This is a genomic window from Microbacterium sp. 22215 (assembly GCF_052045655.1).
GTDB lineage: Bacteria > Actinomycetota > Actinomycetes > Actinomycetales > Microbacteriaceae > Microbacterium > Microbacterium phyllosphaerae.
The window spans coordinates 214428-240104 of the sequence record NZ_JBQEPC010000001.1 but is presented as its reverse complement, the minus strand read 5'-3'; the positions used below and the strand labels follow the sequence as shown (position 1 = coordinate 240104).

25 protein-coding genes are annotated in these 25677 nt (G+C 69.0%); 3 read left to right on the top strand and 22 right to left on the bottom strand.

Features of this window, described 5'->3' with window-relative positions; all coding sequences use genetic code 11:
* Positions 1-3: 3 nt before the first annotated feature.
* The 8 genes from ACTJKH_RS01270 to ACTJKH_RS01235 all read right to left on the bottom strand — a co-directional run bounded on the left by ACTJKH_RS01270 (position 4) and on the right by ACTJKH_RS01235 (position 8123).
* Positions 4-840, bottom strand: a complete 837-nt coding sequence (locus ACTJKH_RS01270; protein ID WP_440735453.1) for a fumarylacetoacetate hydrolase family protein — start codon at positions 838-840, stop codon at positions 4-6.
* Positions 840-1247 carry a RidA family protein gene (locus tag ACTJKH_RS01265; RefSeq protein ID WP_440735452.1) on the bottom strand — a complete coding sequence of 136 codons (408 nt, stop codon included), beginning with the start codon at positions 1245-1247 and terminating at the stop codon, positions 840-842. The genes ACTJKH_RS01270 and ACTJKH_RS01265 overlap by 1 nt, the downstream gene beginning before the upstream one ends.
* An 82-nt stretch (positions 1248-1329) precedes the next feature.
* On the bottom strand, positions 1330-3720 hold the full coding sequence (locus ACTJKH_RS01260) for a bifunctional salicylyl-CoA 5-hydroxylase/oxidoreductase (RefSeq protein WP_440735451.1): 2391 nt from the start codon (positions 3718-3720) through the stop codon (positions 1330-1332).
* A 1-nt stretch (position 3721) separates the two neighbouring features.
* Positions 3722-5383, bottom strand: coding sequence for an AMP-binding protein (locus ACTJKH_RS01255; RefSeq protein ID WP_440735450.1), 1662 nt, complete (start codon positions 5381-5383; stop codon positions 3722-3724).
* Positions 5384-5416: 33 nt separating this feature from the next.
* Complete coding sequence (locus ACTJKH_RS01250) at positions 5417-6283, bottom strand: acyl-CoA thioesterase (RefSeq protein WP_440735449.1); 867 nt, start codon at positions 6281-6283, stop codon at positions 5417-5419.
* Positions 6280-6720: a cupin domain-containing protein gene (locus tag ACTJKH_RS01245; protein ID WP_259162221.1), complete on the bottom strand. Its 441-nt coding sequence runs from the start codon at positions 6718-6720 to the stop codon at positions 6280-6282. Before ACTJKH_RS01245 ends, ACTJKH_RS01250 begins: the two co-directional genes overlap by 4 nt.
* Positions 6721-6799: 79 nt before the next feature.
* The gene (locus tag ACTJKH_RS01240; RefSeq protein WP_440735448.1) at positions 6800-7627 is read right to left on the bottom strand and encodes a PaaX family transcriptional regulator; all 828 of its coding nucleotides are present in this window, start codon (positions 7625-7627) and stop codon (positions 6800-6802) included.
* A gap of 37 nt (positions 7628-7664) precedes the next feature.
* Entirely contained in the window at positions 7665-8123 is a 459-nt protein-coding gene (locus ACTJKH_RS01235) for an Lrp/AsnC family transcriptional regulator (RefSeq protein ID WP_440735447.1), read from the bottom strand.
* A gap of 179 nt (positions 8124-8302) precedes the next feature.
* Here ACTJKH_RS01235 and ACTJKH_RS01230 point away from each other — a divergent pair, with 179 nt between their 5' ends.
* On the top strand, positions 8303-9730 hold the full coding sequence (locus tag ACTJKH_RS01230; RefSeq protein ID WP_440735446.1) for an amino acid permease: 1428 nt from the start codon (positions 8303-8305) through the stop codon (positions 9728-9730).
* A gap of 49 nt (positions 9731-9779) precedes the next feature.
* Positions 9780-10979 (top strand): pyridoxal phosphate-dependent aminotransferase, encoded by a 1200-nt coding sequence (locus ACTJKH_RS01225; RefSeq protein ID WP_210098722.1) that lies wholly within the window; start codon positions 9780-9782, stop codon positions 10977-10979.
* 104 nt (positions 10980-11083) lie between these two features.
* Here the strand turns inward: ACTJKH_RS01225 and ACTJKH_RS01220 are convergent, their stop codons facing one another.
* From ACTJKH_RS01220 to ACTJKH_RS01165, 12 genes are read right to left on the bottom strand one after another with little or no spacing between them, the layout of a single operon-like run.
* Positions 11084-11485: a VOC family protein gene (locus ACTJKH_RS01220; protein WP_440735445.1), complete on the bottom strand. Its 402-nt coding sequence runs from the start codon at positions 11483-11485 to the stop codon at positions 11084-11086.
* A gap of 49 nt (positions 11486-11534) precedes the next feature.
* Complete coding sequence (locus tag ACTJKH_RS01215; RefSeq protein WP_440735444.1) at positions 11535-12896, bottom strand: AMP-binding protein; 1362 nt, start codon at positions 12894-12896, stop codon at positions 11535-11537.
* Positions 12889-13497, bottom strand: a complete 609-nt coding sequence (locus tag ACTJKH_RS01210; protein WP_440735443.1) for a phosphohydrolase — start codon at positions 13495-13497, stop codon at positions 12889-12891. Before ACTJKH_RS01210 ends, ACTJKH_RS01215 begins: the two co-directional genes overlap by 8 nt.
* Entirely contained in the window at positions 13490-15355 is a 1866-nt protein-coding gene (locus tag ACTJKH_RS01205) for a VWA domain-containing protein (RefSeq protein ID WP_440735442.1), read from the bottom strand. Before ACTJKH_RS01205 ends, ACTJKH_RS01210 begins: the two co-directional genes overlap by 8 nt.
* On the bottom strand, positions 15352-16026 hold the full coding sequence (locus ACTJKH_RS01200; protein WP_440735441.1) for a potassium transporter Kef: 675 nt from the start codon (positions 16024-16026) through the stop codon (positions 15352-15354). Before ACTJKH_RS01200 ends, ACTJKH_RS01205 begins: the two co-directional genes overlap by 4 nt.
* A complete protein-coding gene (locus tag ACTJKH_RS01195) occupies positions 16023-17591 on the bottom strand; it encodes an AAA family ATPase (RefSeq protein WP_440735440.1) in 1569 nt (522 codons plus the stop codon). The genes ACTJKH_RS01200 and ACTJKH_RS01195 overlap by 4 nt, the downstream gene beginning before the upstream one ends.
* A 4-nt stretch (positions 17592-17595) precedes the next feature.
* Positions 17596-18666: an AAA family ATPase gene (locus tag ACTJKH_RS01190; protein WP_440735439.1), complete on the bottom strand. Its 1071-nt coding sequence runs from the start codon at positions 18664-18666 to the stop codon at positions 17596-17598.
* A 10-nt stretch (positions 18667-18676) separates the two neighbouring features.
* Positions 18677-19306 (bottom strand): nicotinamide riboside transporter PnuC, encoded by a 630-nt coding sequence (gene pnuC / locus ACTJKH_RS01185; RefSeq protein WP_440735438.1) that lies wholly within the window; start codon positions 19304-19306, stop codon positions 18677-18679.
* 7 nt (positions 19307-19313) lie between these two features.
* Complete coding sequence (locus ACTJKH_RS01180; RefSeq protein ID WP_440735437.1) at positions 19314-20459, bottom strand: UDP-N-acetylmuramate dehydrogenase; 1146 nt, start codon at positions 20457-20459, stop codon at positions 19314-19316.
* Positions 20459-20857, bottom strand: a complete 399-nt coding sequence (locus ACTJKH_RS01175; RefSeq protein WP_259162233.1) for a MaoC/PaaZ C-terminal domain-containing protein — start codon at positions 20855-20857, stop codon at positions 20459-20461. The genes ACTJKH_RS01180 and ACTJKH_RS01175 overlap by 1 nt, the downstream gene beginning before the upstream one ends.
* A complete protein-coding gene (locus ACTJKH_RS01170; RefSeq protein WP_210098730.1) occupies positions 20857-21312 on the bottom strand; it encodes an FAS1-like dehydratase domain-containing protein in 456 nt (151 codons plus the stop codon). Before ACTJKH_RS01170 ends, ACTJKH_RS01175 begins: the two co-directional genes overlap by 1 nt.
* Positions 21313-21372: 60 nt before the next feature.
* Positions 21373-22173, bottom strand: coding sequence for a sulfite exporter TauE/SafE family protein (locus tag ACTJKH_RS01165; RefSeq protein ID WP_440735436.1), 801 nt, complete (start codon positions 22171-22173; stop codon positions 21373-21375).
* Positions 22174-22304: 131 nt separating this feature from the next.
* On the opposite strand from ACTJKH_RS01165, the gene ACTJKH_RS01160 reads away from it, so the two are divergent.
* On the top strand, positions 22305-23876 hold the full coding sequence (locus ACTJKH_RS01160) for an AMP-binding protein (RefSeq protein WP_440735435.1): 1572 nt from the start codon (positions 22305-22307) through the stop codon (positions 23874-23876).
* An 80-nt stretch (positions 23877-23956) separates the two neighbouring features.
* Here ACTJKH_RS01160 and rplQ read toward each other — a convergent pair whose 3' ends face one another.
* Together rplQ and ACTJKH_RS01150 are read right to left on the bottom strand one after the other, a co-directional pair.
* Positions 23957-24499, bottom strand: coding sequence for a 50S ribosomal protein L17 (gene rplQ / locus ACTJKH_RS01155; protein ID WP_440735434.1), 543 nt, complete (start codon positions 24497-24499; stop codon positions 23957-23959).
* 63 nt (positions 24500-24562) lie between these two features.
* Complete coding sequence (locus tag ACTJKH_RS01150; RefSeq protein WP_042538798.1) at positions 24563-25552, bottom strand: DNA-directed RNA polymerase subunit alpha; 990 nt, start codon at positions 25550-25552, stop codon at positions 24563-24565.
* Positions 25553-25677: the final 125 nt, after the last annotated feature.

Below are 25677 nucleotides of genomic sequence, written 5' to 3'. Positions count from 1 at the left end.
CGCCTACGGCCCGTCGTCGAACCGAATGGTGTTGCGCAGTACGCCGATCCCCTCGATCTCGGTGGTGACGACATCGCCGTCGCGGAGCCACCGCGGCTCCGGCATGCCGAGCGCCACTCCCCCCGGCGTCCCGGTGAGCACGATGTCACCACGACGCAGGACCGTGATCTGCGACACGTACGCGACCAGGTCGGCGGCGTCGAAGACGAGGTCGGCCGTGTCGGCGTCCTGCACGAGCTCGCCGTTCACCGCGCAGGTGATCCGCAGACCGCCTTTCGGGTCGATCTCGTCGGCGGTGACCACCCACGGTCCGACCGGCGTCGTGGCGTCGAATGCCTTGCCCTGCAGCCATTGCAGTGTGCGCTGCTGCCAGTCGCGCATCGAGATGTCGTTCGAGACGGCGTACCCCAGGATCGCCGCCTGCGCCTGCACGCGATCGGCCCGATGCACCTCGGTGCCGACGATGACCGCGAGCTCGGCCTCCCAGTCGAGCCTGTCGGTGTTGTGCACGACGATGTCGTCTTCGGCCCCCGTGAGCGTGTCGGCGAACTTGGCGAACAGGGTCGGGAACTCCGGCACGGCACGACCGGTCTCGACGATGTGGTCGCGGTAGTTCAAGCCGCAGCAGAACACCTTCGCCGGTCGTGGCACGGGATTCGCGAACTCCTGCATCTCGAGCGCGATGCGCGCGGGATGCCGCAGTGCGGCCTCGGCACGGTCTCGCCACCCCTGCGTTCCGACGAGCTCTTGGGCATCCGCCTCGTCGAAGAGCACCCACCCCCGGTCATCGCCGACCGCCGCGTGCGTGCGGTCGGCCCGGCGCACGGTCGCGAGTCGCATCAGCTCTCCTGCGAGCCGGAGAGGTGGGCGACGCCCTGGATCTCGATGAGCGCCTCGGGCTGCCAGAGTCTCGTCACACCGATCCCCGCCATCGCCGGGTACTCGGTTCCGGCGAGCTCCCGCCAGCGACGACCGATCTCCCGGCCGTTGCGCTGATAGTCGTCGACGTCGGTGAGGTAGATCGTGACGTCGACCAGGTCGCTCGGCTCACCGCCGGCCGCGGCGAGCGTCGTGAGCACGTTCGAGAACGCCTGCACGAACTGCTCGACGATGCCTCCGGGCACGATATGCCCCTCGGCATCCATGGCGGTCTGGCCGCCGAGGTAGACGAATTCTCCTGCCCGGACGCCGTGGGCGAAGCCGACCGGCTTCACCAGGGAGTCGGGGTTGATGATCTGCCGCGACATGTGCGGTCTCCTTCGTGTCGGTCTGGCTGTCGATCCGCGTCGCGGGCGACGTTCGAGTGATATTCCGAGGGCGTATGCGCTCTCAGCGGGAGAGGGCATCGGCAGTCACGGACCGCGGAACCCATCGCCGGCGGCTCGGGTCGGCGTCGTCCGCCCGCGCATCCCGCACGAGGGCCAGTCGCGGCCGCACCGCATCCGTGCGCGACGTCGGCGGCTTGCGGGACCCTGCCCGGAACTGCGGCACCCAGTCGGCACCGGCTCCGCGGTAGGTCTGTTCCGCCGCCGCATGCAGGGTCCACTGCGGGTCCCACAGATGCGTGCGGCCGAGGGCCACCAGGTCCGCACGCCCTGCGAGCAGGATCGAGTTGACGTCGTCGTGGCTCGAGATCGCCCCCACGGCGATCACGCTCACACCCGCAGCCGCGGCCACCCGATTGCGGATCGCGTCCGCGAAGGGCGTCTGGTAGCTGCGCCCGAACTGCGGATGCTCGTGCGATGCGATCTGTCCGGATGATACGTCGATCGCATCCGCGCCGTGCGCGATGAACGCCCTGGCGATCTCGACGGCGTCGTCGATCGTGTTCCCGCCCTCGATCCAGTCCTCGGCCGAGAGACGCACGGTGAGCGGCAGCTCGGCGGGCCATGCCGCGCGCATCGCGTCGAACACCTCGAGCGGATACCGCAGGCGGTTCTCGAGCGAGCCGCCGTAGTCGTCGGTGCGCCGGTTCGAGACCGGCGAGAGGAACGACGAGATGAGGTAGCCATGGGCGGCATGAAGCTCGGCCAGATCGAATCCGGCGTCCGCCGCCCGCAGAGTGGCCCCCACGAATTCGTCGCGGATCCGGTCCATCGTCTCGCGATCGACCTCCTGCGGGACCTGATTCTCGGGGCTGTAGGGCAGAGCCGAGGGTGCCACGGTCGCCCAGTTGCCCTGCTCGAGCGGTCGATCGATCCCCTCCCACATCCGACGTGTCGAGCCCTTCCGACCGGAGTGACCGATCTGCACGCCGATCATCGCGGTAGAGTGGCCGTGCACGTATCCGACGATGCGCCGCCAGGCATCGGTCTGCTCGTCCGAGTACAGACCCGCGCACCCCGGCGTGATCCGCCCCTCGGAAGACACGCACACCATCTCGGTCATCACGAGTCCGGCGCCGCCCATCGCCTTGGAGCCGAGATGGACCAGGTGGAAGTCGCCGGGCACCCCCTCGATCGACGAGTACATGTCCATGGGCGACACCACGATGCGGTTCTTAAGCTCGAGGCGCCCGATGCGATGCGGGCGGAACATCGCAGGTTCCGCGTCGTCGCGACTCGCGAGCGGCGCGCTGCTGACGATCTCGGCCGCGAATGCGGGGTCGCGCATCGCGAGGTTCTCGAGGGTGATCCGTCGACTGCGCGTCAGCAGGTTGAACGCGAACTGCAGAGGCTCCTGATCGGCGTACTGACCGATCCTCTCGAACCACTCGAGCGACGCCTGCGCCGCGCGCTGCGTCGAGGCGACGACGGGACGACGCTCCTCCTCGTAGGCGTCGAGCGCCACGTCGAGGGACGAGTGCTCGTGCACGCACGCGGCGAGCGCGAGAGCATCCTCCATCGCCAGCTTCGTGCCGGACCCGATCGAGAAATGTGCCGTGTGCGCGGCGTCTCCGAGGATGACGAGGTTCTCGTGGTGCCAATGCTCGTTGCGGACCGTGGTGAAGTTCAGCCACTTGGAGTTGTTCGTCAGCACCTCATGCCCGTCGAGCACCTCGGCGAACAGCTCTCGGATGCGCGCGACCGAGTACTCGTCGCTGACGCCGGGCGGGAACACCTGATCCTCCGTCGCGTCCAGACCCGCCGCGCGCCACACGTCCTCGTGCATCTCGATCAGGAACGTGCTGCGACCTTCGGAATACGGGTAGCCGTGCAGCTGCATGATCCCGTGCGGGGTGTGCAGCACGGCGAACGTGAACGCCTCGAAGACCCGGTCCGTCCCGAGCCACATGTACTTCGAGACGCGACGATCGAGATCGGGTCCGAATCGGTCGGCGAACTGACCACGAACGAAGGAGTTCACGCCATCGGCGGCGAGGACCAGGTCGTACTGGGTCATCAGCTCGGCGGCGTCAGGCGCGGGCGTGCGGAACAGGATCTCCACGCCGAGTTCGAGGCAGCGCCCCTGCAGCAGTTGCAGCAGCTCCTTGCGCCCCATGGCCGCGAAGCCCTGGCCGCCGATCGTGTGCGTGGCACCGCCGAAGACGATGTCGATGTCGGTCCACCGGGCGAACTGCTCGCCCATCCGCGCCGCGATGACCGGGTCGGCGTTCTCGATCCCGCCCAGGGTCTCGTCGCTGAAGACGACCCCGAACCCGAAGGTGTCGTCGGGGGCGTTGCGTTCCCACACGGTGATGTCGTGGGTGGGGTCGAGCTGCTTCATGAGAGCGGCGAAGTAGAGCCCTCCCGGGCCTCCGCCGATGACGGCAACGCGCATGTCAGGCTCCTCTGTTGTGAGATGGGGCGACGTCGGCGTCGGCGGCCGCACGTTCGCGCAGGATGAAGTGCTGCACCTTCCCGCTCGGGTTGCGGGGCAGCTCGTCGAGGTAGTCGACGCGGCGGGGGCACTTGTAGATCGCCAGTCGCGACTTGACGTGATCGAGGATGCTCGTGGTGAGCGCCTCGGACGGGTCGATGCCTTCTCGGGGCACGACGAACGCGGCCACGATCATCCCCCGCTCGGGGTCCATGCACCCGACCACGGCGCACTCCCGCACGTCGGGGTGGCCGAGCACGACCTCCTCGACCTCGGGGGCGCCGACGTTGTAGCCGGCCGTGACGATCATCGAGTCGTTGCGGGCCTGGAAGGTGAAGTAGCCGTCTTCATCTCTCACGAACGTGTCGCCGGTGATGTTCCACCCGTCGTGCACGTAGACGCTCTGGCGCTCGTCGTCGAGGTAGCGGCACCCCGTCGGTCCGATGACGGCGAGGCGCCCGGGTTCGCCGGCACCGAGCTCTCGCCCCTCCTCGTCGAGGATGGTCGCGCGATAGCCCGGCACGGCTCGACCCGTGGTGCCGGGGCGGATGTCGTCGCCGGATGCCGAGATGAAGACGTGCAGCATCTCGGTCGCACCGATGCCATTGATCAGCCGCAGGCCGCTGGCCGCCTCGACGGCCTCGAAGGTCGAGGTCGTGAGGTGCTCGCCCGCCGCGACCGCGATGCGCAGGCGTCGGAGCTCATCGGCCAGGCCCTCTTTGATCACGCTGCGGTAGCCCGTCGGAGCGGTGTAGAGCACCGTGATCCCCAGCCGTTCGATGAGCCTCGCGAGCTCGACCGGTGTGGCTCTCTCGACGAGCACCATCGAGCCGCCCGTACGCAACGGGAAGACGACGTTGCCACCGAGGCCGAAGGTGAAGGCGAGGGGCGCCGTGCTCGCACTCACATCGTCGGACGTCAGGTGCAGCACGTGGCGCGCGAACGTGTCGGCGTTGGCGAGGATGTCTCGGTGGAAGTGCATGGTGATCTTCGGCACACCCGTGGTGCCGCTGGTCGCGCCGAGGAGTGCGACGTCGTCGGCTGCAGTGTCGACGGCGGTGAACACCCCGCTCTTCGCATCGCAGGCCCGTGCCAACGCATCGTCCTCGCCCCCGGCGATGAGCACGACGGGTGGAGCACCCAGGTCGGCGAACGCCGCCTCGGCCTCGACGACGCCGCGATGATCGACCACGGCCACGCCTGGCCGAACCCGCTGCGCGATCGGCCGCACCTCCCTGGCACGCCACGCCACCATCGTCGTGACGACGACCATTCCGGCTTTGAGAGCGCCGAGCCAGCAGACGACGGTCCACGGCCCGTTGAGCATCCGCAACAGGACCCGGTTGCCCGGGACGAGGCCGAGATCCTCGGTGAGCACCTGGGCGAACTGGTCGACCCGTCGGCGGAGCTCGCCGTACGTCCAGTGCGCGCCGTCGGCGAGGAGGATCGCGGGGCGTTCAGCGCCGAACCGGTCGATGGTGCGGTCGAGGAGCTCGGATGCCGCGTTCAGTCGCGCGGGGTAGCGGACGTCGGGGATCGTGAACTCGAGAGTGGGCCACCGGTCGACCGGTGGCAGTGAATCGCGCGTGAACGTGTCGACGTGCGCGGAGGGGGAAAGCGTCATTGCTGGTCCCTTCGAAGCGAAGATGAGGTGAGATCAGAGCGGACGACCCGGGCGGATCATCCCCTCCTGGGCGACGGTGGCGACCAGCCGGCCGTCGCGTGTGTAGAACCGACCGATGCCGAGGCCGCGCCCATCGGAGATCGCGGCGCTCTCCTGCGCGTACAGCAGCCACTCATCGGCGCGCGCCGGCGCATGGAACCACATGGCGTGATCGAGACTGGCCGTCACCAGCCCCGCGGAGCGCCAGGGCAGCCCGAGCACGCGGAGGATCGGCTCGAGGATCGTGTAGTCGCAGACGTAGGCGATCGCGATCTGATGCGTTCGAGGGTCGTCGTCGAGCCGATCGAAGGCGCGCACCCACACCGCCTGATGCGCCGTGCGCTCTCCCTCGATCTCGATGTACACCGCCCCGGGCACGTGCCGCAGGTCGAAGCTCCGGCCGTGCGACCAGTAGTCGGCGTCGGCACCGTCGACGCCCTCGAGCACCTCTGCGGACGACCGGAGCAGCTCCGGCATCGGTGCCTCCGGCATCGGCGGCGCATGCGCGGGGAACTCCTCCGGGACGTGGAAGGACGCCGTCGCCATGAACGAGAGTCCACCGTGCTGGTGCCCGCGTACGTGCCGGGTCGAGAACCCTCGGCCGTCGCGAAGGATCTCCACCGCGTAGTGCACCGGCTCGGTGTCGTCGACACCGCGGAGGAAGGTGCTGTGCACCGAGTGGAGCACCCGATCATCGGCCACCGTGCGCAGCGCCGCCGCGATGCTCTGGGCGACCATGTCACCGCCGTACGCCTTCGGCCAGGGAACAGGCTGCGGCTGGGCCTCGAAGGCACGTTCTGCATGCGTCGTCGACACCTCGGTGAGGGCGATCGCTCGATGGAACGGCGCGGACGTGCTCATGCGCGACGGAAGCCCTCGAGTGTCGAATCGTCGACGTCGTCGAGGTTCACGACGATGTTGTCGGGGGTGCGGGTGGTGAGCCAGACGAGCTCGTCGGTCACCGACATGTTCGCCTCGACATGCGGCATGAACGGCGGCACGAAGACCCAGTCCCCCGCGGTCATGTCGAGGTACTCGCGGTATCCCTCGCCGAAGTAGATGCGCGCTGTTCCCCGAAGGACGTATCCGCCGGTCTCGGCCTCGCCGTGGTGATGCGGCAGCGACCGGTAGCCGGGATCGTTCGACACCTGGCCGAACCAGATCTTCGTGGCTTCGGTGTGCTGCGGACCGACCCCGGAGACGCGGACGCACCCGCCCGACGACATCGTCTGGGTGTCTTCCTCGCCGCTGCGGGTCACCTGCGGGGCGCGGTCCCAGCGCAGTTCATGCTCGGTCATGAAAGCTCCTTCGCTTGCGTGTCGAAGAAGTGTCACATACGTGACGACCGTCACGCAAGCGTGACAGCAATATGAAGCGTCAGGGCATCACCGAGGTCACGAACCGCTCCGCCGCAGGCTCCAGAGCCGCATGGAGCTCGGCGAAGACGCGCGCGGCCTCGACGCCGATCCACCCGTCAGGCAGCAGACTCAGCGGCAGCCCCGGGTCGAGGTAGACGAGGCGGCGCCACTGCGTGATGGCCCGCACGTGCGCCGCGAAGGCCGCGCGCTCATCTGTCTCGCCGATCACGCCGCCGAACGTGTCGACGAACGCGCGATACAGGGGTTCCATCGCGGCGAGATCCCACCACTCCCGCACCGATTCCTCGGCCGGCTCGGACGACACCCGCGAGCCGAGGAACAGGTCGACGTAGTCGTCGAGCCCCGCGCCGCGCAGCGCCGCCTCGGTCTCGTCGACGATCAGCCCGGGAGCGATCCAGAGCCCGCCACTCACCTGCCCGAACCCGAGTCGCTGCAGGAGCCTGCGCAGCTGGTGGCGCACCGGACGCTCGCTCTCGGGGACGCTGAACGAGGCCAGCAGCCACGGGTCCCCCGCCTCGGCTCTGCGGGAATCGAAGATGCGGCGGTCACCCGCCGCGAAGACGCCGTCCAGAGACTCGGACAGCCGGTAGGCACCGCCGCCCTCGCTGACGAGGACGCCGCGCTGCTTCAGCCGCGAGACGGAGGAGCGTACGACTCCCGCGTCGACCCCGAGCGCCGACATCATCTCGATGAGGGACGCGATGCGGACCTCACCTCCGTGCGCACGGACGTAGCGTCCGAAGACCGTCACGATGAGGTTCGGAGGCCTGACTCCGGACTCTGGCACCAGATCGTCGGCATCCGCTGCACTCGAATCCGCCCTCATGGGAATTCAGCGTAGTGCGCCGACACTCGCGCCGAGGTCAGGCGGGAGCGCCGCCGATCGCGTGCTCGAAGATGAGCTGCGTCTGCGACTGACCGAGGTCCGGGTGCGAGCCGAGGTGCACCCTGATGAATTCACGCAGAGACGGCACGTCGGCCATCGCGACATGCACGACGATGTCCCTGTCGCCCCCGAGGAGGAAGACCTGCTGCACTCCGGGGACCCCCTGCAGCAGCGGCACGATCTCGGTCACCTGGCTGCGCGCGTGATTGAGCACGGCGACCGAGATCAGCGCGTTGATCGCGGCGCCGGCAGCCTGGGCGTCGACGACGGCCCGGTAACCGCGGATCACCCCGGCGTCCTCGAGCATCCGCACCCTCCCATGGCAGGTCGAGGGCGCGAGCCCCACGCGCACCGCGAGCTCCTTGTTCGACAGCCGGCCGTCCTGCGAGAGCTCTCGGAGGATCCGCCGGTCTGCATCCGTCATCGTGAACGTCATCGTTCTCCTTCGCCAATGACGAGAATCGCACAGGATTCGATAATCAGCTGAATTCTCGAATGATCTTCACGACTGTGTCATGACCTCCGAATCCTTGCAAGAATCTCGACGCGCCGCAGGGCCGACGACCGATCCCGCGCGGCATCCTCATCCACGAGCAACGACGCCGAAGGACACCCATGGCTGAATTCACCGACATCCAGACCCGAGAGATCGGTCTGCAGAAGGCCCTGACCGCGCGGCAGCTGAGCATGATCGCGCTCGGCGGCGCGATCGGCACAGGTCTGTTCCTCGGCAGCAGATTCGCCATCGGCTTCGCCGGACCCAGTGTCGTGCTGAGCTACCTGATCGGCGGCATGATCGCACTGCTGCTCATGGCGGGGCTCGCCGAGATGACGGTGCAGCACCCGACGTCCGGCTCGTTCGGCGCCTACGCCGAGCACTACATCGGTCCGCTCGCGGGCTTCCTCGTGCGTTACATGTACTGGGGATGCATCGTCCTCGCGGTCGGCACCGAGGTGACCGCCGTCGGCGAGTACATGCAGCTGTGGTTCCCCGGCATCCCGCCCTGGATCTGGGTGGTGCTCTTCGGCGGTGCGCTGATCCTGGTGAACGCGATGAACGTCAAGAGCTTCGGAACCCTCGAGTACTGGTTCTCGGCGATCAAGGTGTTCGCCATCCTCGCGTTCATCGTCGTCGCCGGCTGGCTGGTGTTCTTCTCGGGCGACCAGAAGCGCGGCCTGCACAACTGGGGAGCCGAGGGCGGCTTCATGCCGAACGGCCTGAGCGGCATGTGGTTCGCCGTGATCGTCTCGATCTTCAGCTACCTCAGCATCGAGATGATCGCGGTCGCCGCCGGCGAGGCCGCCGAGCCCGAGAAGGCGGTCAAGAAGGCGTTCAAGGTCACGGCGTTCCGACTGCTGATCTTCTACATCCTCACTCTCTCGCTCATCGTGTCGATCGCGCCGGTATCGGAGATCCTGTCGGGGTCGAGCCCCTTCGTGACGGTCATGCAGGTCATCGGCATCCCGTTCGCCGATTCGGTGCTGAACTTCGTCGTGATCATCGCCGCACTGTCGGCGATGAACAGCCAGCTCTACATCTCCACCCGCATGATGTTCTCCCTCTCGCGCGCGGGCGAGGCGCCGGAGGTCTTCGGCAGGGTCGGCCGCAACGGCGCCCCGTTGAACGCCCTCCTGCTGTCGACCGGCGGCATCGTCGTGGCGACCGTGATCTACGTGCTGAATCCCGACCAGGCCTTCACGATGATGTTCGCGATCTCGATGTTCGGCGCCCTCTTCACCTGGTTCATGATCTTCGTCACGCACGTCGCCTTCCGCCGCACGCTGGCCGCGCGCGGAGAGAAGCCGACGTACACGGTGTGGGGCTCACGGATCGGAGCGATCGTCGGGGCGCTGCTGATGGTGGCGATCGCGGCGTCGACGGCTCTGACCGAGGAGTTCCGCGCGACGCTGCCGTTCGGCATCCCGTGCCTGGTGATCGCGATCGTCGCCTTCCTGCTCGTGCAGAGGCGTCGACGCCGCACCGCCGCAGACCTCGAGGCGGCGGATGCTCCGACGTCGCACGGAAAGAACCGCGATTCTTGACGACGCTCGAGCCGTCATCCGCCTGGGCGATCCGAGTACGCTCGTAGTCGTGACCGAACGCGCTCCTCTCTCTCGCAAGCTCTCCGCCATCGCCGAATCGGCGACCCTCAAGGTCGATGCCAAGGCGAAGGCCCTCAAGGCCGAAGGCAAGCCCGTCATCTCGTATGCCGCAGGCGAGCCCGACTTCGCGACGCCGCAGTTCATCGTGGATGCCGCGGCCGAGGCGCTCGCAGACCCGGCGAGCTACCGGTACACGCCGGCGGCCGGCCTTCCGGCACTCCGCGAGGCGATCGCCGCGAAGACCCTTCGGGACTCGGGCCTCGAGGTGTCGCCGAGCCAGGTCATCGTGACCAACGGCGGCAAGCAGTCGGTCTACCAGGCGTTCCAGGCCGTGGTGAACCCCGGCGACGAGGTGCTGCTCCCCGCCCCGTACTGGACCACCTACCCCGAGGCGATCCGCCTGGCTGACGGCACCCCGGTCGAGGTGTTCGCCGGCGCCGACCAGGACTACAAGGTCACGGTCGAGCAGCTCGAGGCCGCCCGCACCGAGCGCACCACCGCGCTCGTGTTCGTCTCGCCCTCCAACCCGACCGGGTCGGTGTACACCGCCGAGGAGACCGCTGCCATCGGCGAGTGGGCCCTCGAGCACGGCATCTGGGTGATCTCCGACGAGATCTACCAGAACCTCACCTACGAGGGCGTCAAGGCGACCTCCATCGTCGAGGCAGTCCCGGATCTCGCCGGCCAGACGATCCTCGTGAACGGCGTGGCCAAGACCTACGCCATGACCGGATGGCGCGTGGGCTGGATGGTCGGACCGGCGGATGCGATCAAGATCGCCGGCAACCTGCAGTCGCACCTGTCGAGCAACGTGAACAACGTCGCGCAGAAGGCTGCGATCGCCGCCCTCAACGGTCCGCAGACCGAGGCCGAGCAGTTCCGCGAGGCCTTCGACCGCCGCCGCCGCCTGATCGTGTCGGAGCTGTCGAAGATCGACGGGCTCGTCGTGCCCAACCCGCTCGGCGCGTTCTACGTCTACCCCGACGTGCAGGGTCTGCTCGGCCGCACGTGGGGCGGTGTGACGCCCACCACCTCCCTCGAGCTCGCCGATCTGATCCTCGAGCAGGCCGAGGTCGCCGTCGTTCCCGGCGAGGCCTTCGGTCCCTCCGGGTACATCCGGATGTCGTACGCGCTCGGCGACGACCAGCTGCTTGAGGGCGTCCAGCGCCTGCAGCGGCTGTTCAGCTGACCCGCGACACCGACGCCCCATCCGGCCGTCCACGCCCACCGGGCTGAGGACGGCGGGGTGGGGCGTCGTCGTGCCGGCGTGCCACCGGCGGCGGCTGACTGCGGTCAGTCCTCGTCGTGGAATCCGATGAGCCATCGGATTCCGTATCGATCGATGAGGGTGCCGTCGTAGTCGCCCCAGGAGCGCTTCTGCAGAGCGTCGATCACGCGGCCACCGGACGACAGCTGATCGAACCAGCTGGTCAGCGTCGTGGCATCGGCGGTGCCGAGCAGCGAGAGGAACATCCCGCTCATCTGCACGGCGTCGTCGTCGGCCCCGGCATCGGCCCCCGCCAGCTCGACAGGGCCTGACAGCTGCCCGTGCGCGACCGCATCGCCCGGCCCGTCGTGACGGCCGGCTGCGGCATAGTCGAGAAGCTGCAGATCGCCACCGAAGACCGCCCGGTAGTGCTCCAGCGCTTCGGCCGCGTTTCCGGGGAACAGCAGGTAGGGGGTCAGTCCGCTCATGCCGCGAGTGTACGGCGAACCGGCGACGTTGTCAGTCGGGGCGACGGAGTCAGTCGGGAACGGTGCTGCGGTACCGCCGCGGTTTGCCCTCGCCGAGATCGATGAGCCGCTCGACCAGGCGCAGCTCGATCGGCACGCCGAGCAGGGCGGTCAGCGCGAGACGGATGCCTGCCTCGTCGCCGCCCGCGATCATCGCGTGCAGACCGCCGTCGGCGTGCTGCTCGATCGACCATCCGAGCGCCCCACGAGCCTGAAGCTGCTGCGTCAACTCGACGCACGGCACGAGCGTGCCGTCCGCCGCGCGGAAGCGCGTGTTGTCGCGCCCTTCGAGGTCGGCGATGCCGAACGCGCCGTCGTCGAGGGTGACCAGCCGACCGAAGTCGCCGGTGCGGTACCGCACCAGCGGCAGCAGCGGATTCTCCCCCGCCGTCACCACGATCTCGCCCACGGCGCCCGGTTCCACCGCGACATCCCGCCGAGGATCCAGCACCTCCACGTGCACGCGCCGGTCGAGCATCCGGAAGGGGCCGTCATCCGTGCGCGCCGCGATCGGTCGGGTCTCATGCAGCCCGTAGACATCGATCACCGGGCACGCGAACGCCGCCTCGAGTCGCGCGCGCAGCGGGGCGGACAGTGCCATGGCACCGGAGAAGACCACGGTCGGATGCAGCACGGAGTCGAGTCCTGCATCCAGCAGTTCGGCGAGGCTCGTCGGGTGCCCGCTGAGGATCTGCGGATCCGCGTCGGCCAGGAAACGGTCGCGTGATGCGACATCGGCCCATGAGGACGGATGCAGGTTCAGCCGCGCCATGGCTCGGTGCGCGAAGCTCGAGATCACCGACACGTAGGTGAAGGCCTGTTGCTGGAAGACGAGGTTCGCCACCGCCATCCGCTCGCCGTCGGCACGGACAACGGACCCGGCGGATGCCGCGAGCGCGACGAGCAGATGGAAGCCGCGCGCGACCTCCTCGACGTCGTCGGGGATGAGCAGTGCCGCCCCCGTCGACCCGGAGCTCGTGCCGTGCAGCATGCGGGAGAGGTCCGCGTCGAGGGGCACGAACGCGGCGAGGTCGTCGACGAGGTCGGCTCGGGAGATCGTCGGGAAGTCCTCGAGCGCGGCATCCGTCGGCATCGCGCGGTAGCGCAGCGTGCGCCGCGCGGCATCGAGGTGCTCGGCGAGCCAGCCGGTCGTCGACAGCGGCTGCCGCGCCCGATCGACCTGCTCCGCGCTGAGCCGATCTCCGGTCGCATGGGTCCAGTGCGGGGCGTCCGGATGCGCACGCCAGCGCGTCAGTCTCGCCGCACCCGCCGCGTCGATGGTCGGCCAGCGCTCGCCGTCCGTGAGCACCGCTGCCTCTCCCGGCGCGTACTCGGCGAGGGTCAGCGCCCCTCGGAGGTCGGGATCACTCACTCGAGTACCGTGCCGCTGCCTCCTTGCGGCGCGCCTCGTGGAGCTTGCGGGCGATGTCGGCGCGGTGCCTGTGCCCCTCGTACGCCTCGGCGAGGGCCCGGTTGCGGGCGAGTGAGTCGCAGGCGGCGAGAAGCGAGGCCGCCGTCTCCGCGTCCTCCCCCGCGGGGAGGAATCCGCACCAGAGCAGGAAGCTGCGGGCGGCCTCGGTGCGGCGCTCGTCGTCGGACGTCCACTCCGAGGGCGAGGAGACGGGGGCCACGCGCAGCGCGAGCGCGTCGACGGCGAGAGCCGTCGACCCGGTGGAGAGCGGCGGGTCGAGCGGTTCGAGGAGGCCCTCGGCGGCGACCAGCCACAGCCCGATGGCTGCTCCCTGCCGCACCCGCGGGTCGTCGTCGAATCCCGACGCGACGATCTGCGCCCCGAGCACGTCTCCGGCGAGCGCACGCAGTGACACCCGCTCGTCGAGGAACTCCTGGGGGACGCGCGAGATCCGCGCCGCGACGGATTCGAGGGACGGGCCCGTGCGTGTGCGGGCCCAGGCCTCGGCCTCGCCGCCCGAGCGCTCGCTCCACGCCGCGAGAAGATCCTCGGTGTCAGCCATGCAGGGTCACCGCCAGGGCTGCGCACGCCGCGGGAGCGTCAGCCATCGTCTGCAGGTACACCACGTCGTAGCCGTCGCGTTCGGCGAGGTGCGCGACCTGGTGCCTGCGGTCCATGAGCACGAGCGTACCGGTGGTGAGCACCTCGCGAACGGCGCGAGCGACACCCGCATAGGGCTCGTTGCCGACGCCGAACATCGACACCAGCCCGTCATCCGAGAGCACGACCACATGGCGCTGCGCATCGTCGCCCGTGGGTGGCAGACCCGCGTACCGGGCGGAATAGAGGTCGAGCGGGAACGACGTCGACCGGCCGAAGAACAGCGAGATCGCGGCGATGATCTCGGCGGGGTCGCGGCCGAACCGCGGCATCCCCGCCACCTCGCCCGTGCCCGAGAAGCTCGTGACCCTGACTCGGCCACCGCCGCGGAGGATCGAGAGCGCGAGGATCGTCCCCGCGAGCACGGCCGGGGAGCCGTTGCGAGGATGCGTCATCGAACCGGAGGAGTCGATGTAGAGGTCGAGTTCGAGACTCGTCTCCTGCACGATCGGCTCATCGTCGAGCTCCGAGCGCCGCCGCGTCGTGACGCCGGGGATCACCGTGCCCGAGCGGAGGGTCAGCGGCCAGTCGAGGTCGGCGAGCGCATCACCCACCTCCCACAGTTCCACCGGACCCGGGATGCCTCCGGTCGGCGTCGACGGTGCGGAGCGTGTGTAGGGGCGCACCCACGCCGCGGCCTCGTTGCGATACCAGGCGGCCAGTACCGCATCCTCTCCGCTGTCGCGATACAGGGCGAGCGTGCGGGCGATCGTGAGCCGTTGGCCGTCCTTCTTCGCCGCGTCGTCGGTCGTGTCATCCGGGTCGCCCTCGTCGCCCGGATCCCGCACCATGCCCGGGTGGAGCGGAAGGTCGTCGCGCAGCCGCTGGTCGGCGAGGATGCGTCCGAGCTCGTCAGCGGTGGCCGGGGCGTCGTCGATGCCGCATCCACTGCCCGATCTGCCGCCCCCGGCCAGCGCCTCCTCCGCGAGGTAGGGCGCCGCGATCACCCCGAACAGCGCAGCCCCCGACACGGGATCGGTGGAAAAGGACCGCACCGCATCGGCGATGAGGGAGGCATCGACATCGGGATTGGTGGCGGTCGCTCCGGCGAGTTCGGCGGCGACGCGCTCACTCTCGGCCCGGGCGGCGCGCAGCAGACGCTCCTTCTCCCGATGCTTCTCGGGGATCTCGCTCAGCGGGACCTGCGTGGTCCGCACGGGCGCACGCACGGGTCGAGGCGGTGGCTCGAGCGCGCAGAGGGTTCCGGCCGACAGCTGCCAGAGCAGCTCGTAGGCACGGCAGTACACCCACCACAGCCGATCGGCGCTGCCCTCGGGCGCAGGGTAGAGAGCCAGGCCGAGGCGGACGATGCCGAGATCGCGCGTCGCGGTCACCGTGCTGCCCTGCTCGGTGCGCTGCAGCTGGGCGACCCGTGTGTTCACGAGCAGATCCGACCACAGGTTGGAGAGCCGACGGGCACCGTCGCCCGGATTCGCCCGCGGCGACGCCGCCGCGATCGCGCGAGCCATCTGGTGGTCGATCTTGAGCGAGTCGATGCGCGTACTGGGGGCCAGCATGTGGTGCCCGATCTCGTGCGCGAACATGCTCCACAGCTCATCCGAAAGCCCGCGGTCGGCGAGATACCGGGGGTCGACGGTTACGGAGGGCGGGAACGAGAACCAGGCGGGGGCTCCCTGGGCCTGTGCCGCGCCGGGGCGGACGGACGGATCGTCGAGACGTACCCGCCACAGCGCCAGTGCCCGCTCCCACGCGGAGCGGGCGTCGGCGGTCAGCGGCACCGGATCGGGCAGCCCGCTCACTGCGGCTCCCGCACGTGCACCCAGGCCAGGTGCGTGTCGGGGCCGATCACGATGCTCACCGCGTCGTCACGGGGTGCTACGGTCTCCGGCCGATCCGGAAGGAGTGCGAGCCGCGCCCCCCAGACATCGCTGTCGAGGCGCCACCACGACCCGGCGACGAGGAATCCGAACGCACCGGCATCCGCCAGGAATTCCACCCGCTCGGGAGGACGGATCCAGGCGCCGCCGAGGCCCCGGAAACCGCCGGTCGCGAGCACGTAGCCACGCTGGTCGGCGCGGCCGGGCCACCAGAACCGATCGTCTCGCTGCCGACGACGGAACTCGTCGAGCGCATCGACGCCGAGTCCGAGAGTCGCGGCGGCGGCGAGCCTCTGCTCCGCCGAGTCGAGCCGATCGAGTCGGGCGAGCGCATCGGTGCGCAGACCGAGTGCCCCCGCACGCCACCCCGCGAGCGAGACGAGTCCGAGCGCACGCTCGCGGTCGGTCAGCGCCGCCGGGTCGTGGGCTGCCCCGGCGGCGAGCGCCCGCGCGAACAGCAGCGGGTCACCGTGGGCGCTGCGCACCGACGACGCCGCGACGGAGGCGTCGAGCCCCGCCGACGCCAGATCGGGCAGTTCAGCGGGCGGGAAGGGTGCCGACACGTTCGCCAGCTGCACGGGGACGCGGTTCACCCGCGCAGCTCCTGCCAGCGCACATAGGCGGTGTACCTCTGATGCAGGTACTTCAGGGCGATGACGTCGTCGAAATCGCGACCGTAGAGCTTGCCGACCGTGGCGATCCGGCGCAGCTGTGCCTCGACCGCGGTGATCCGACGAGACGCCTCGATCGCCGCGACGCCGTCGAGCCCGCGGTCGAATTCGGCGAGCAGGGCCGCGACCTCGTCGTCGGTGTCGCGTCCGAGCGCGTCGTACTGTCGGCACGACTGCGCGAACAGGTCGGCCAGCCAGCTGACGGTGTCGGTGCTGAGCTCGCGCTCGGCTCCGACGTCGAAGCGCGGATGCGTCGCGTTCGGCAGCAGCTTGCCGCGGAGCACGAACGGCAGGACCGCCGCGACGTCGTCGAGTTCGACGGCATCCACACCCCGGAACCAGGCCATCGCCTTCGCGTACATGATGAGCGTCTGCAGCGCGCGAACCGACAGGCCGTTGCGGGTCTGCGCCCCGAGGTCGACCTCGAGGTCGGCGCCGCTGTTCGCCTCGATGACCTCGCCGACCCGACCGCCCGCCGTCGTCACGACGTCCTTCGTGCGGTACTCGAAGCGGCGTCCGCCGTGCTGCACGAACTCGAAGTGGCTCAGGAAGAACCGCAGGCGCTCGCGCACGGCATCCGGGATCGGCACCGCTCGGATCTGCGCGCGCATCTCGGACTGCTGCGCCGCATCGAACGAGAGCTCGGCGGGCACATGCTCCTCGGGCTTCTCCCCCGCTTCGACCCGGGTGATGAGCTCGTCGAAGAACCGGCTGTTGAACCCGGCCGCCTGCACCGTGACGTCCATGCGATCGCGCAGAGCCTGGATGACGGGGAATGTTCCGCCGCCCGCGTCGTCGTTGGCGGTGAAGAACCAGCTCTCCACTCCTCCGTCCGGCGCGGTGCGACGCATCTGGTCGTGGCTCTCGACATACCCCTCGGCGACCATCGTCAGCAGCGCCGACTGGGTCTTGGTGGGGATGCGGTTGTACTCGTCGATGATCTTGACGGGCAGACCCAGCCAGTCGCGCCAGGCGATGCGGATGTCGGTCAGCTTCTCGGCTCCGACGAGATCACGGGGCAGCGGGATGCCGACGAGGTCGCTGACCGTGAGCTGCGGCTGGCCCTGCTGCACGGCCCGCCGGACATCCGCCGACGCCGTGCCCGCGAGCACGCCCATGAGCACGGCCACGGTGGTCTTGCCGCGACCCGGTCCGCCGATCAGCAGGCACTTGCCGCCGACCGCGAAGGTGAGCAGCGGCACGAGCACGTTGGAGGAGAACGACGCCTGCGTCGGCAGTGACACCGTCGCCCCGGCATCCCCCAGCCCGATCGAGAGCGGCTCGCCGTGCGAGAACTCCATGTCGTAGTACGGCGAGATCACCGCACGATTGACGATCCAGTAGTACACCTGGCGGAGCTTCTCGTCGAGAGGCACGGCCGCCTGTGCTGTCGGACGGAACAGGTCCTCGGCGGTCAGTGCCTCGACGCCGTGGCCGCTGCCGGGGTTCGTGGGTGATGCGGAGACTCTGTTCCAGCGGTCGGGCATGCGATCATCCTAACGATGTCGATCGGGCGTCCTTCTGGAGCGCTCTTTGCTCGTCGAGCGGCCGCGCCTCGAGCGGAATCGCGAAGCGCAGGTGCTCGGCGAGGAGCGGTGCGAGAGCGGATGCCGCGGCCTCGACCCGCGTCGGCACATCCCCTCGCACCTCGAGCCACGGCACGTCCTGCGCCGCCAGGACATCGCGGAAGCGCTGCTGCATCCCGTGGCGGATGTGCTCACCGTCGCGCATCCCGTCCTGCTCGAAGGGGATCTCGTCACCCGTGAGCACGTAGAGCAGTGGCGGATGCGCGGCTACCGCTGCGTACAGGCGCGCGGCCGTCGAGCCGACGTAGCGCTCGTGCCACAGCGCTGTCGCGAGCACGTCCGTGTCGCACACCAGCACCGGCGACGGAACCTCCCGCAGAGCCTGCTGCTCGAGGGCGATCTGCCGGTCGACGATGAGGTCGAACTCGTCGCTGCGCCACGGCGCCGCCAGGCCCCCCTCGCGGATCTCGGAGTGCTCGCGTCCGTACTCCGGCACCCACAGCGTTCCCAGCCTCTCGGCCAGCGCGGCAGCGAGAGTGGTGGATCCGGTGGACTCCGCCCCCAGCACCACGACCCGGGCGGTCAGCCAGGCGCGTACCGCCGGCGCCAGCTCATGCCAGTTGCCGGCGACGTCGGCGCGGATGCCAGTCCCCGAGACCGGGTTGATCCGTCGCCCCTCATCGATCCGCACCCACCGCGCGTCGAGCCGCCTCGCCAGCTCACCCCCGTAGGCGTCGCACGAGAACACCGTGTCGACGGGCTCGTCGAGCAGCGACCCGATCAGCGCCATGTGCTCGTCCCACGCGGCCTCGGACTCGAAGTCCACGGGGGCGTCGTCCATCGCCGCGACCACGCGCACGCCCGGGTGCGACTCACGGATCCACTCGGCGCGCACCTCGAGCGGGATCGACTCGACCGAGGCGCCCAGCACCTGGACGGTGACCCGGTCGCTGTCGCGCTGGGCCTGGCGGATGAGGTGCGAGTGCCCGCTGTGGAACGGATAGAACTTGCCGAGGACGAGTCCGTGACCGCTCATGCGTCTCGCCTCACGATCGGGCGGACTCGGAGGTCATCGCCGAGGGCACCGCCGGGTGGGCCTCGCGATCGGTGAGCGCGGCTCGCCGCCACGACCGGTAGCCGATCACGCAGAGGACGATGAAGAGCGCATAGAGCGCGGCGATGACCCAGAGACCCGCGACGATCGAGAGGGCGACGAAGGCGATGTCGACGCCGATCCAGACGAACCAGTTCTCGATCCACTTGCGGTTGAGCATGTACTGCGCCACGAGGCTCGCGGCCGTCGTCGCGGCATCCGGGATCGCGACCTGCGAGTCCGTGAACGTCGTGAGCACCCACACCAGCACGGCGGCTCCGACGACGGCCGCGAGCACCAGCCACGGCCACGCGCGCCTCGGGGTGTTCGCCACGTAGGTGCGGCTCTGCTCGGCACCGCGCGTCCAGCGCCACCAGCCGTGCGCGCCCATCAGCAGATAGACCACCTGCAGCACGGCCGTGGCATACAGGCCTGCGCCGATGAAGACGACGAACAGCACCACGTTGTTGGCGATGCCGATCGGGTAGTTCCAGACGTTGCGTCGACCGGCGAGCCACACGCAGATCGCGCCGGTGACGAAGCCGAGAACCTGAGGCCACTCGGCCTGGAGCCATTCGAGCACGGAACTCCTACAGCTCGACGCCGAGCAGCACGGGCTCGGGCTGCAGCACGAGACCGAACTCGGCGTGCACACGGCTCTGGATGAACCGGGCGAGCTCAGAGACCTCGGCCGCCGTCGCTCCACCGCGGTTGGTGAGCGCGAGGGCGTGCTTGGTCGAGACGGATGCCCTCGATCGGGGCAGCTTGAACCCCTTGCGGATCCCCGCCTGCTCGATCAGCCACGCCGCGCTCACCTTGACGTCCGGAGCCTCGGTCTTGGCCGGGGGCACGAACCCGTCGTACGCCGCGAGCGGTATCACCGTCACGGCATCGAGGTCGGGCGACACGGGCCAGCGCGGGCATTCGGGCGGCAGCGAGCGGGCGACGACCTCGGGCACGATCGCGTTCTGGAAGAACGAGCCGACGCCGTGCGTGTCGGGGTCGTTCTCGTCGAGCAGCATCCCCTTCGACGCGCGAGTGGCGAGGATGCGCTCGCGCACCCAGCCGAGCGGCACGGGCGCGTCGGAGTCGAGACCGAGCGCCCGGCGCAGCTGCTCGCCGCGGACGACACGCTCTCCTGCGACGACGAGGTCGACCGTGACCGACAGGATGACGGCACGGCGCTGCGGCACGCTTCCGTAGTGGTGCTTGAGCACGGACGTGCGGAACCCGAGCCCGAGGTCTGCGGCAGAGACCACGGAGATCTTCCCCGTCGCCTCGTCGATCAGCTCGACCTCGACGAGGGTCTCCTGGATCTCCTGCCCGTAGGCGCCGATGTTCTGCACGGGAGCCGCGCCGACCGTGCCGGGAATGCCGCTCATCGCCTCGAGGCCGGCGTAGCCGTGCTCGACGGCGTAGGCGACGAGGTCGTCCCAGCCGTGCCCGGCCTCCACACGCAGACGGATGCGGCCGTCGTGCGGCGACGGAAGTTCGTCGATGCCGCGGGTCAGGACGCGGATGACCGTGCCCTCGAACGGCTCGTCGCCGATGAACAGGTTGGAGCCGCCACCGAGGACGAACCACTCCTCACCGCGCGACCACACATCGGTGAGCGCGTCGACGAGCTCCGCTGAGGTCGTCGCCTCGAGCATCCGCTCGGGGGCACCGCCGGTGCGGAGGGTTGTCAGGGTCGAGAGCCGCAGCGGCTCGACCTCGTGCACCACGGGATCACCCATCAGGAGGCGATGCGCAGCTGCGCCTTGACGAGCACGGTCGTCTCGCCGAAGGTGACCTTGAGATCGACCCGCGTCGAGGCCTCGTCCACCGCGCCCACGGTGGCGAGCACATGCAGGTCGGCTCCGTCGTTCGGGTCGACGACGACGGGCTTCGTGAAGCGCACACCGTAGTCGAGGATCCGGGTGCCCGGCTCGAGCGCGGCGACGACCACCGACGAGGCGATGCCCATCGTGAGCATGCCGTGCGCGAGGACTCCGGGGAGGCCCACCGAGGCCGCGACGTCGTCACGGTAGTGGATCGGGTTGAAGTCCCCCGACGCGCCCGCGTAGCGGACCAGGGACTCCCGGGTGAGGTGGACGGTGCGCTCTGCGACGACGTCTCCGACAGCGAACGGCATCACGCGGCTCCTTCTTCGGCGCCGACCAGCAGCACGCTGGTGGCGGTGACGACGTGCTCGCCGGCGGCATCCGTGATCTCTGCTTCGCTGGTGATCATGGCGTTGCCGCCCATCATGCGGATGCCGGTCACACGCAGCCGCCCCGTGAGCTCGTCGCCCGCCACGATCGGCCGGGTGTACGTGAACTTCTGCTCGGCGTGGATCGTCCGTGCCAGCACGATGCCCGAATCCGGTTCGGCGAGCAGCTGCTGCAGCGTGTGGTCCTGGATGACCATCGCGAAGGTCGGCGGCGCCACGACGTCGTCGAAGCCCGCCGCACGAGCGGCCTCGACGTCGGTGTGCTGCGGGGCATCGGCGAAGACGGCGCGCGCGAACTCGCGCACCTTCTCGCGGCCGACGAGGTAGGGGGACGTCGGCGGGAACTCCCGGCCGACCAGATCTTGGTTCACTGCCACCCCTCGATCCTACGTTCTCGGTCACGGCGCGCGGTGACCGGCGACCGGATCAACGGCCGTTCAGTCCTTCTTCCTGCGGCCCTTGATCGCCTTCATCGCCATCTGGACGGCGATGACCACGAGGTATGCCGCGAACAGCATGTTGCCCACCACCGGGTCGATCAGGGTCGCGAGCCATGCCCCGAGGGCCGTGGTCGTGCACGCCGAGACTCCCACGATCGCCGCGGCGAGGAGGTCGACGTTGTGGTTGCGGAGGTTGCCGATCGTGCCCGAGATCGCGGTGGGGATCATCATGAGCAACGACGTCCCCTTGGCCACGAGGTCACTCGTACCGAACACGAGCATGAGCACCGGCACGACGATCACTCCCCCGCCGACGCCGATCAGACCCGCGAGGATGCCGGTGCCGACACCGACCACGAGCAACCCGAGACCGTTGAGCAGCTGCAACTCGAACTCGGCATCCCTCGAGGGGATGACGAGGAACAGGCTCACGATCACGATCACGAGGAAGCCCACGAAGAACCAGCGCAGCACGGTCTGCGAGATCTTCGGAAGCAGTCGGGTGCCGATCTGGGCGCCGACCACTGCACCCGCCGCGAGGATCAGCGCGGGGATCCAGGCCACCGAGCCGTTGATCGCATAGGAGATGACGCCGACCGTCGCGGTGGGGACGATCGCCGCGAGCGAGGTGCCTGCGCCGAGTCGCTGGTTGAAGTGCAGGAAGAGCACGAGCAGCGGGACGATCACCGTGCCGCCGCCCACGCCGAAGAGGCCGGAGAGGAGGCCTGCGATCAGGCCGATGCCGATGAATGCGGTGTAGGCGCGAGGCCCTCTGCTCAGGGTCTCTGCATCAGTCACCGGATCAGCCTACTCCCGGGCATCCGGCTCCGTGGACGGGTCGCACGCAGGCTCTGGGACTCGGTGCCTGACTGTGCGACACTGGATCGCACCAGACGGCGTCGTCGCCTCCCCGGATCGAAGGAGATCTCATGGTGCGCAGTTCCTATCCCGATGTCGAGATCCCCGCGGTCTCGATCCACGAGTTCCTGTTCGGCGATGTCGACGAGGAACGCCTCGACGCGGTGGCGATCGTCGACGGCATGAGCGGCGCGACGACCACCTACCGCCAGCTCATCGGACAGATCGACCTGTTCGCCGGGGCACTCGCGGCCCGGGGCGTCGGAGTCGGCACGAAGGTCGGCATCCTCTGCCCGAACGTCCCGGCATTCGCCACGGTGTTCCACGGCGTCCTCCGGGCGGGTGCGACGGCCACGACCATCAACTCCCTCTACACCCCCGACGAGATCGCCAACCAGCTGACGGATGCCGAGGCGACCTGGCTCATCACGGTCTCGCCCCTGCTCCCCGGCGCGAAGGCTGCTGCCGCGGCGCTCGGGTTCGACGACGACCACGTGATCGTGCTCGACGGGGCCGACGGGCATCCGTCTCTGCCCGCGCTGCTCGGCGAGGGCCGCTCGGCCCCCGCGGTCTCGTTCGACCCGGAGACGCACCTCGCCGTGCTCCCCTACTCGTCGGGAACGACCGGGCGCCCCAAGGGCGTGATGCTCACTCACCGCAACCTGATCGCGAACGTGAGCCAGTGCCGTTCGACGATCTCTCTCGGTGACGACGACCGTGTGCTCGCCGTCCTCCCGTTCTTCCACATCTACGGCATGACCGTGCTGCTGAACTTCGCCCTGCGACAGCGTGCGGCACTGGTCACGATGCCGAAGTTCGACCTCAGCGAGTTCCTCCGCGTCGTGCAGGAGCACCGCACGACGTGGGTGTTCATCGCCCCGCCGATCGCGGTCGCCCTGGCGAAGCATCCGCTCGTCGACCAGTTCGACACCTCCGCGATCAAGGTGATCTTCTCGGGTGCGGCGCCCCTCGACGGCGCCCTGGCCTCGGCCGTCGCGAACCGTCTCGGCTGCATCGTCTGCCAGGGCTACGGCATGACCGAGACCAGCCCTGTGACCCACGCGATCCCCTACGACCGCCCCGACATCGACCGCTCCTCGGTCGGCATGCTGCTGGCGAACACCGAGGCCAGGCTGGTCGCCGAAGACGGCAGCGACGTCGAGGCGCCCGGCGAGGGTGCGAGCGCACCGGGCGAACTGCTGATCCGCGGACCCCAGGTCATGAAGGGCTACCTGAACAGGCCGGATGCCACGGCCGAGATGCTCGACGCGGACGGGTGGCTGCACACCGGCGATGTCGCGACGGTCACGCACGACGGCATCTTCCGTATCGTCGATCGGCTGAAGGAGCTCATCAAGTACAAGGGCTACCAGGTGGCCCCCGCCGTGCTCGAAGCGGTGCTGCTCGAGCATCCGTCCATCGCCGACGCCGCCGTGATCGGCGCGCTCGACGACGACGGTCAGGAGGTTCCGAAGGCGTTCGTGGTGCTGCAGCAGGGGGCGGACCTCGATGCGGATGCCGTGATCGCCCACGTCGCGGCCCACGTCGCCCCGCACGAGAAGGTGCGGCAGGTCGAGTTCATCGATGCGATCCCGAAGTCCGCGTCGGGCAAGATCCTCCGCAAGGACCTACGCGCCCGCTGATCGCGGGTCGTGACGCCCGGAGAACGAAGAAGCCCGCCGTCCCTGTCGGGGCGGCGGGCTTCTTCATGCGAGCGAGGTGCTTACTCGGACTTCTTCTCGACAGCGTCCTCGGCGACAGCCTCGGCTGCCTCTCCCTCGGCCTGCGACTCGGCACCGGCGTCGGTGGTCTCCTCGACGGGAGCCTCCTCGGCGGGGGCCTCGTCGACGACCTCGGCGGGCTTCTCAGCCTTGGCGGCCTTCTTGGTCGACTTCACCTTGGGGGTGACGGGCTCGAGGACGAGCTCGATCACGGCCATCGGGGCGTTGTCGCCCTTGCGGTTGCCGACCTTCGTGATGCGGGTGTAGCCACCCTCACGGTCAGCGACCAGCGGTGCGATCTCGGCGAAGAGGGTGTGCACGACGTTCTTGTCGCCGATGACCGAGAGGACGCGGCGACGAGCGTGAAGGTCTCCGCGCTTGGCGAAGGTGATCAGGCGCTCGGCGAGCGGACGCAGGCGCTTGGCCTTGGTCTCGGTCGTCTTGATCGACTTGTGGGTGTACAGAGCCGCCGCGAGGTTGGCAAGCAGCAGACGCTCGTGTGCGGGGCCGCCTCCGAGGCGGGGACCCTTGGTGGGCTTGGGCATATCTAGCTCCTGGTCAGGAAAGGTCGGGTCAGCTGGCCGCTGCCAGATGACAATCCGGGTGGGTCAGAAGGACTCGTCTTCGCTGCCGCCGTAGAAGTGGGCGCCGTCGAAACCGGGCACCGAATCCTTGAGCGACAGACCGAGCGAGATGAGCTTGTCGCGCACCTCGTCGACCGACTTCTGGCCGAAATTGCGGATGTTCATGAGCTGCGTCTCCGACAGGGCGACGAGCTCGGAAACGGTGTTGATGCCCTCACGCTTCAGGCAGTTGTACGAGCGGACCGAGAGGTCGAGGTCCTCGATCGGCATCGACAGCTCGCTGGAGTTCACTGCCTCCACCGGTGCCGGACCGATCTCGATGCCCTCTGCCTCGACGTTCAGCTCGCGAGCGAGACCGAACAGCTCGGTGAGCGTCTTCGCAGCCGACGCGACAGCGTCGCGGGGGCTGATGGCGGACTTTGTCTCGACGTCGAGGACGAGCTTGTCGAAGTCGGTACGCTCACCCGCACGGGTGGCGTCGACGCGGTAGCTGACCTTGAGGACCGGCGAGTAGATCGAGTCGATCGGGATCTGACCGGCCTCTGCGTACTCGTTGCGGTTCTGCGTCGCCGAGACGTAGCCACGGCCACGCTCGATCGTGAGCTCGAGCTCGAACTTCGCGGTCTCGTTGAGCGTCGCGATGACGAGCTCGGGGTTCTGGACCTCGACACCGGCCGGAGCCGAGATGTCAGCGGCGGTCACTTCGCCCGAACCGGTCTTGCGCAGGTACGCCGTGATGGGCTCGTCGCGCTCCGACGAGACCACGAGCTGCTTGATGTTGAGGATGATCTCGGTGACATCCTCCTTCACGCCGGGGATGGTGCTGAACTCGTGCAGCACGCCGTCGATGCGAACGCTGGTGACCGCGGCGCCGGGGATCGACGACAGCAGGCTGCGACGAAGCGCGTTGCCGATCGTGTATCCGAAGCCGGGCTCCAGAGGCTCGATGATGAACCGGCTCCGGTTCTCGACGATCTTTTCCTCGGTCAGTGTGGGACGCTGTGCAATAAGCACTCTGTGTTCCTTTCGATCACATGCCCGCTATATGACATGTGGTGGGGTGAGGTCTTGAGTTTTGTGAGTCGATGCCCGCTGGCGGGCGTCGAGCCGCTCGGGCCCAGGGGCACGAGCGGCTCAAC

What these genes read in the sequence shown, in the direction of transcription:
- ACTJKH_RS01240 (WP_440735448.1), bottom strand. Translation starts at nt 7,627, where the DNA reads ATGAGGGCGGATTCGAGTGCAGCGGATGCCGACGATCTGGTGCCAGAG.
- ACTJKH_RS01190 (WP_440735439.1), bottom strand. Translation starts at nt 18,666, where the DNA reads ATGAGCGGTCACGGACTCGTCCTCGGCAAGTTCTATCCGTTCCACAGC.
- rplQ (WP_440735434.1), bottom strand. Translation starts at nt 24,499, where the DNA reads ATGCCCAAGCCCACCAAGGGTCCCCGCCTCGGAGGCGGCCCCGCACAC.
- ACTJKH_RS01160 (WP_440735435.1), top strand. Translation starts at nt 22,305, where the DNA reads ATGGTGCGCAGTTCCTATCCCGATGTCGAGATCCCCGCGGTCTCGATC.
- ACTJKH_RS01180 (WP_440735437.1), bottom strand. Translation starts at nt 20,459, where the DNA reads ATGGGTGATCCCGTGGTGCACGAGGTCGAGCCGCTGCGGCTCTCGACC.
- ACTJKH_RS01175 (WP_259162233.1), bottom strand. Translation starts at nt 20,857, where the DNA reads ATGCCGTTCGCTGTCGGAGACGTCGTCGCAGAGCGCACCGTCCACCTC.
- ACTJKH_RS01220 (WP_440735445.1), bottom strand. Translation starts at nt 11,485, where the DNA reads ATGAGCGGACTGACCCCCTACCTGCTGTTCCCCGGAAACGCGGCCGAA.
- ACTJKH_RS01260 (WP_440735451.1), bottom strand. Translation starts at nt 3,720, where the DNA reads ATGCGCGTTGCCGTCATCGGCGGAGGCCCGGGAGGGCTCTACTTCGCC.
- ACTJKH_RS01235 (WP_440735447.1), bottom strand. Translation starts at nt 8,123, where the DNA reads ATGACGTTCACGATGACGGATGCAGACCGGCGGATCCTCCGAGAGCTC.
- ACTJKH_RS01230 (WP_440735446.1), top strand. Translation starts at nt 8,303, where the DNA reads ATGGCTGAATTCACCGACATCCAGACCCGAGAGATCGGTCTGCAGAAG.
- ACTJKH_RS01250 (WP_440735449.1), bottom strand. Translation starts at nt 6,283, where the DNA reads ATGAGCACGTCCGCGCCGTTCCATCGAGCGATCGCCCTCACCGAGGTG.
- ACTJKH_RS01270 (WP_440735453.1), bottom strand. Translation starts at nt 840, where the DNA reads ATGCGACTCGCGACCGTGCGCCGGGCCGACCGCACGCACGCGGCGGTC.
- ACTJKH_RS01210 (WP_440735443.1), bottom strand. Translation starts at nt 13,497, where the DNA reads ATGGCTGACACCGAGGATCTTCTCGCGGCGTGGAGCGAGCGCTCGGGC.
- ACTJKH_RS01195 (WP_440735440.1), bottom strand. Translation starts at nt 17,591, where the DNA reads ATGCCCGACCGCTGGAACAGAGTCTCCGCATCACCCACGAACCCCGGC.
- ACTJKH_RS01255 (WP_440735450.1), bottom strand. Translation starts at nt 5,383, where the DNA reads ATGACGCTTTCCCCCTCCGCGCACGTCGACACGTTCACGCGCGATTCA.
- ACTJKH_RS01245 (WP_259162221.1), bottom strand. Translation starts at nt 6,720, where the DNA reads ATGACCGAGCATGAACTGCGCTGGGACCGCGCCCCGCAGGTGACCCGC.
- ACTJKH_RS01265 (WP_440735452.1), bottom strand. Translation starts at nt 1,247, where the DNA reads ATGTCGCGGCAGATCATCAACCCCGACTCCCTGGTGAAGCCGGTCGGC.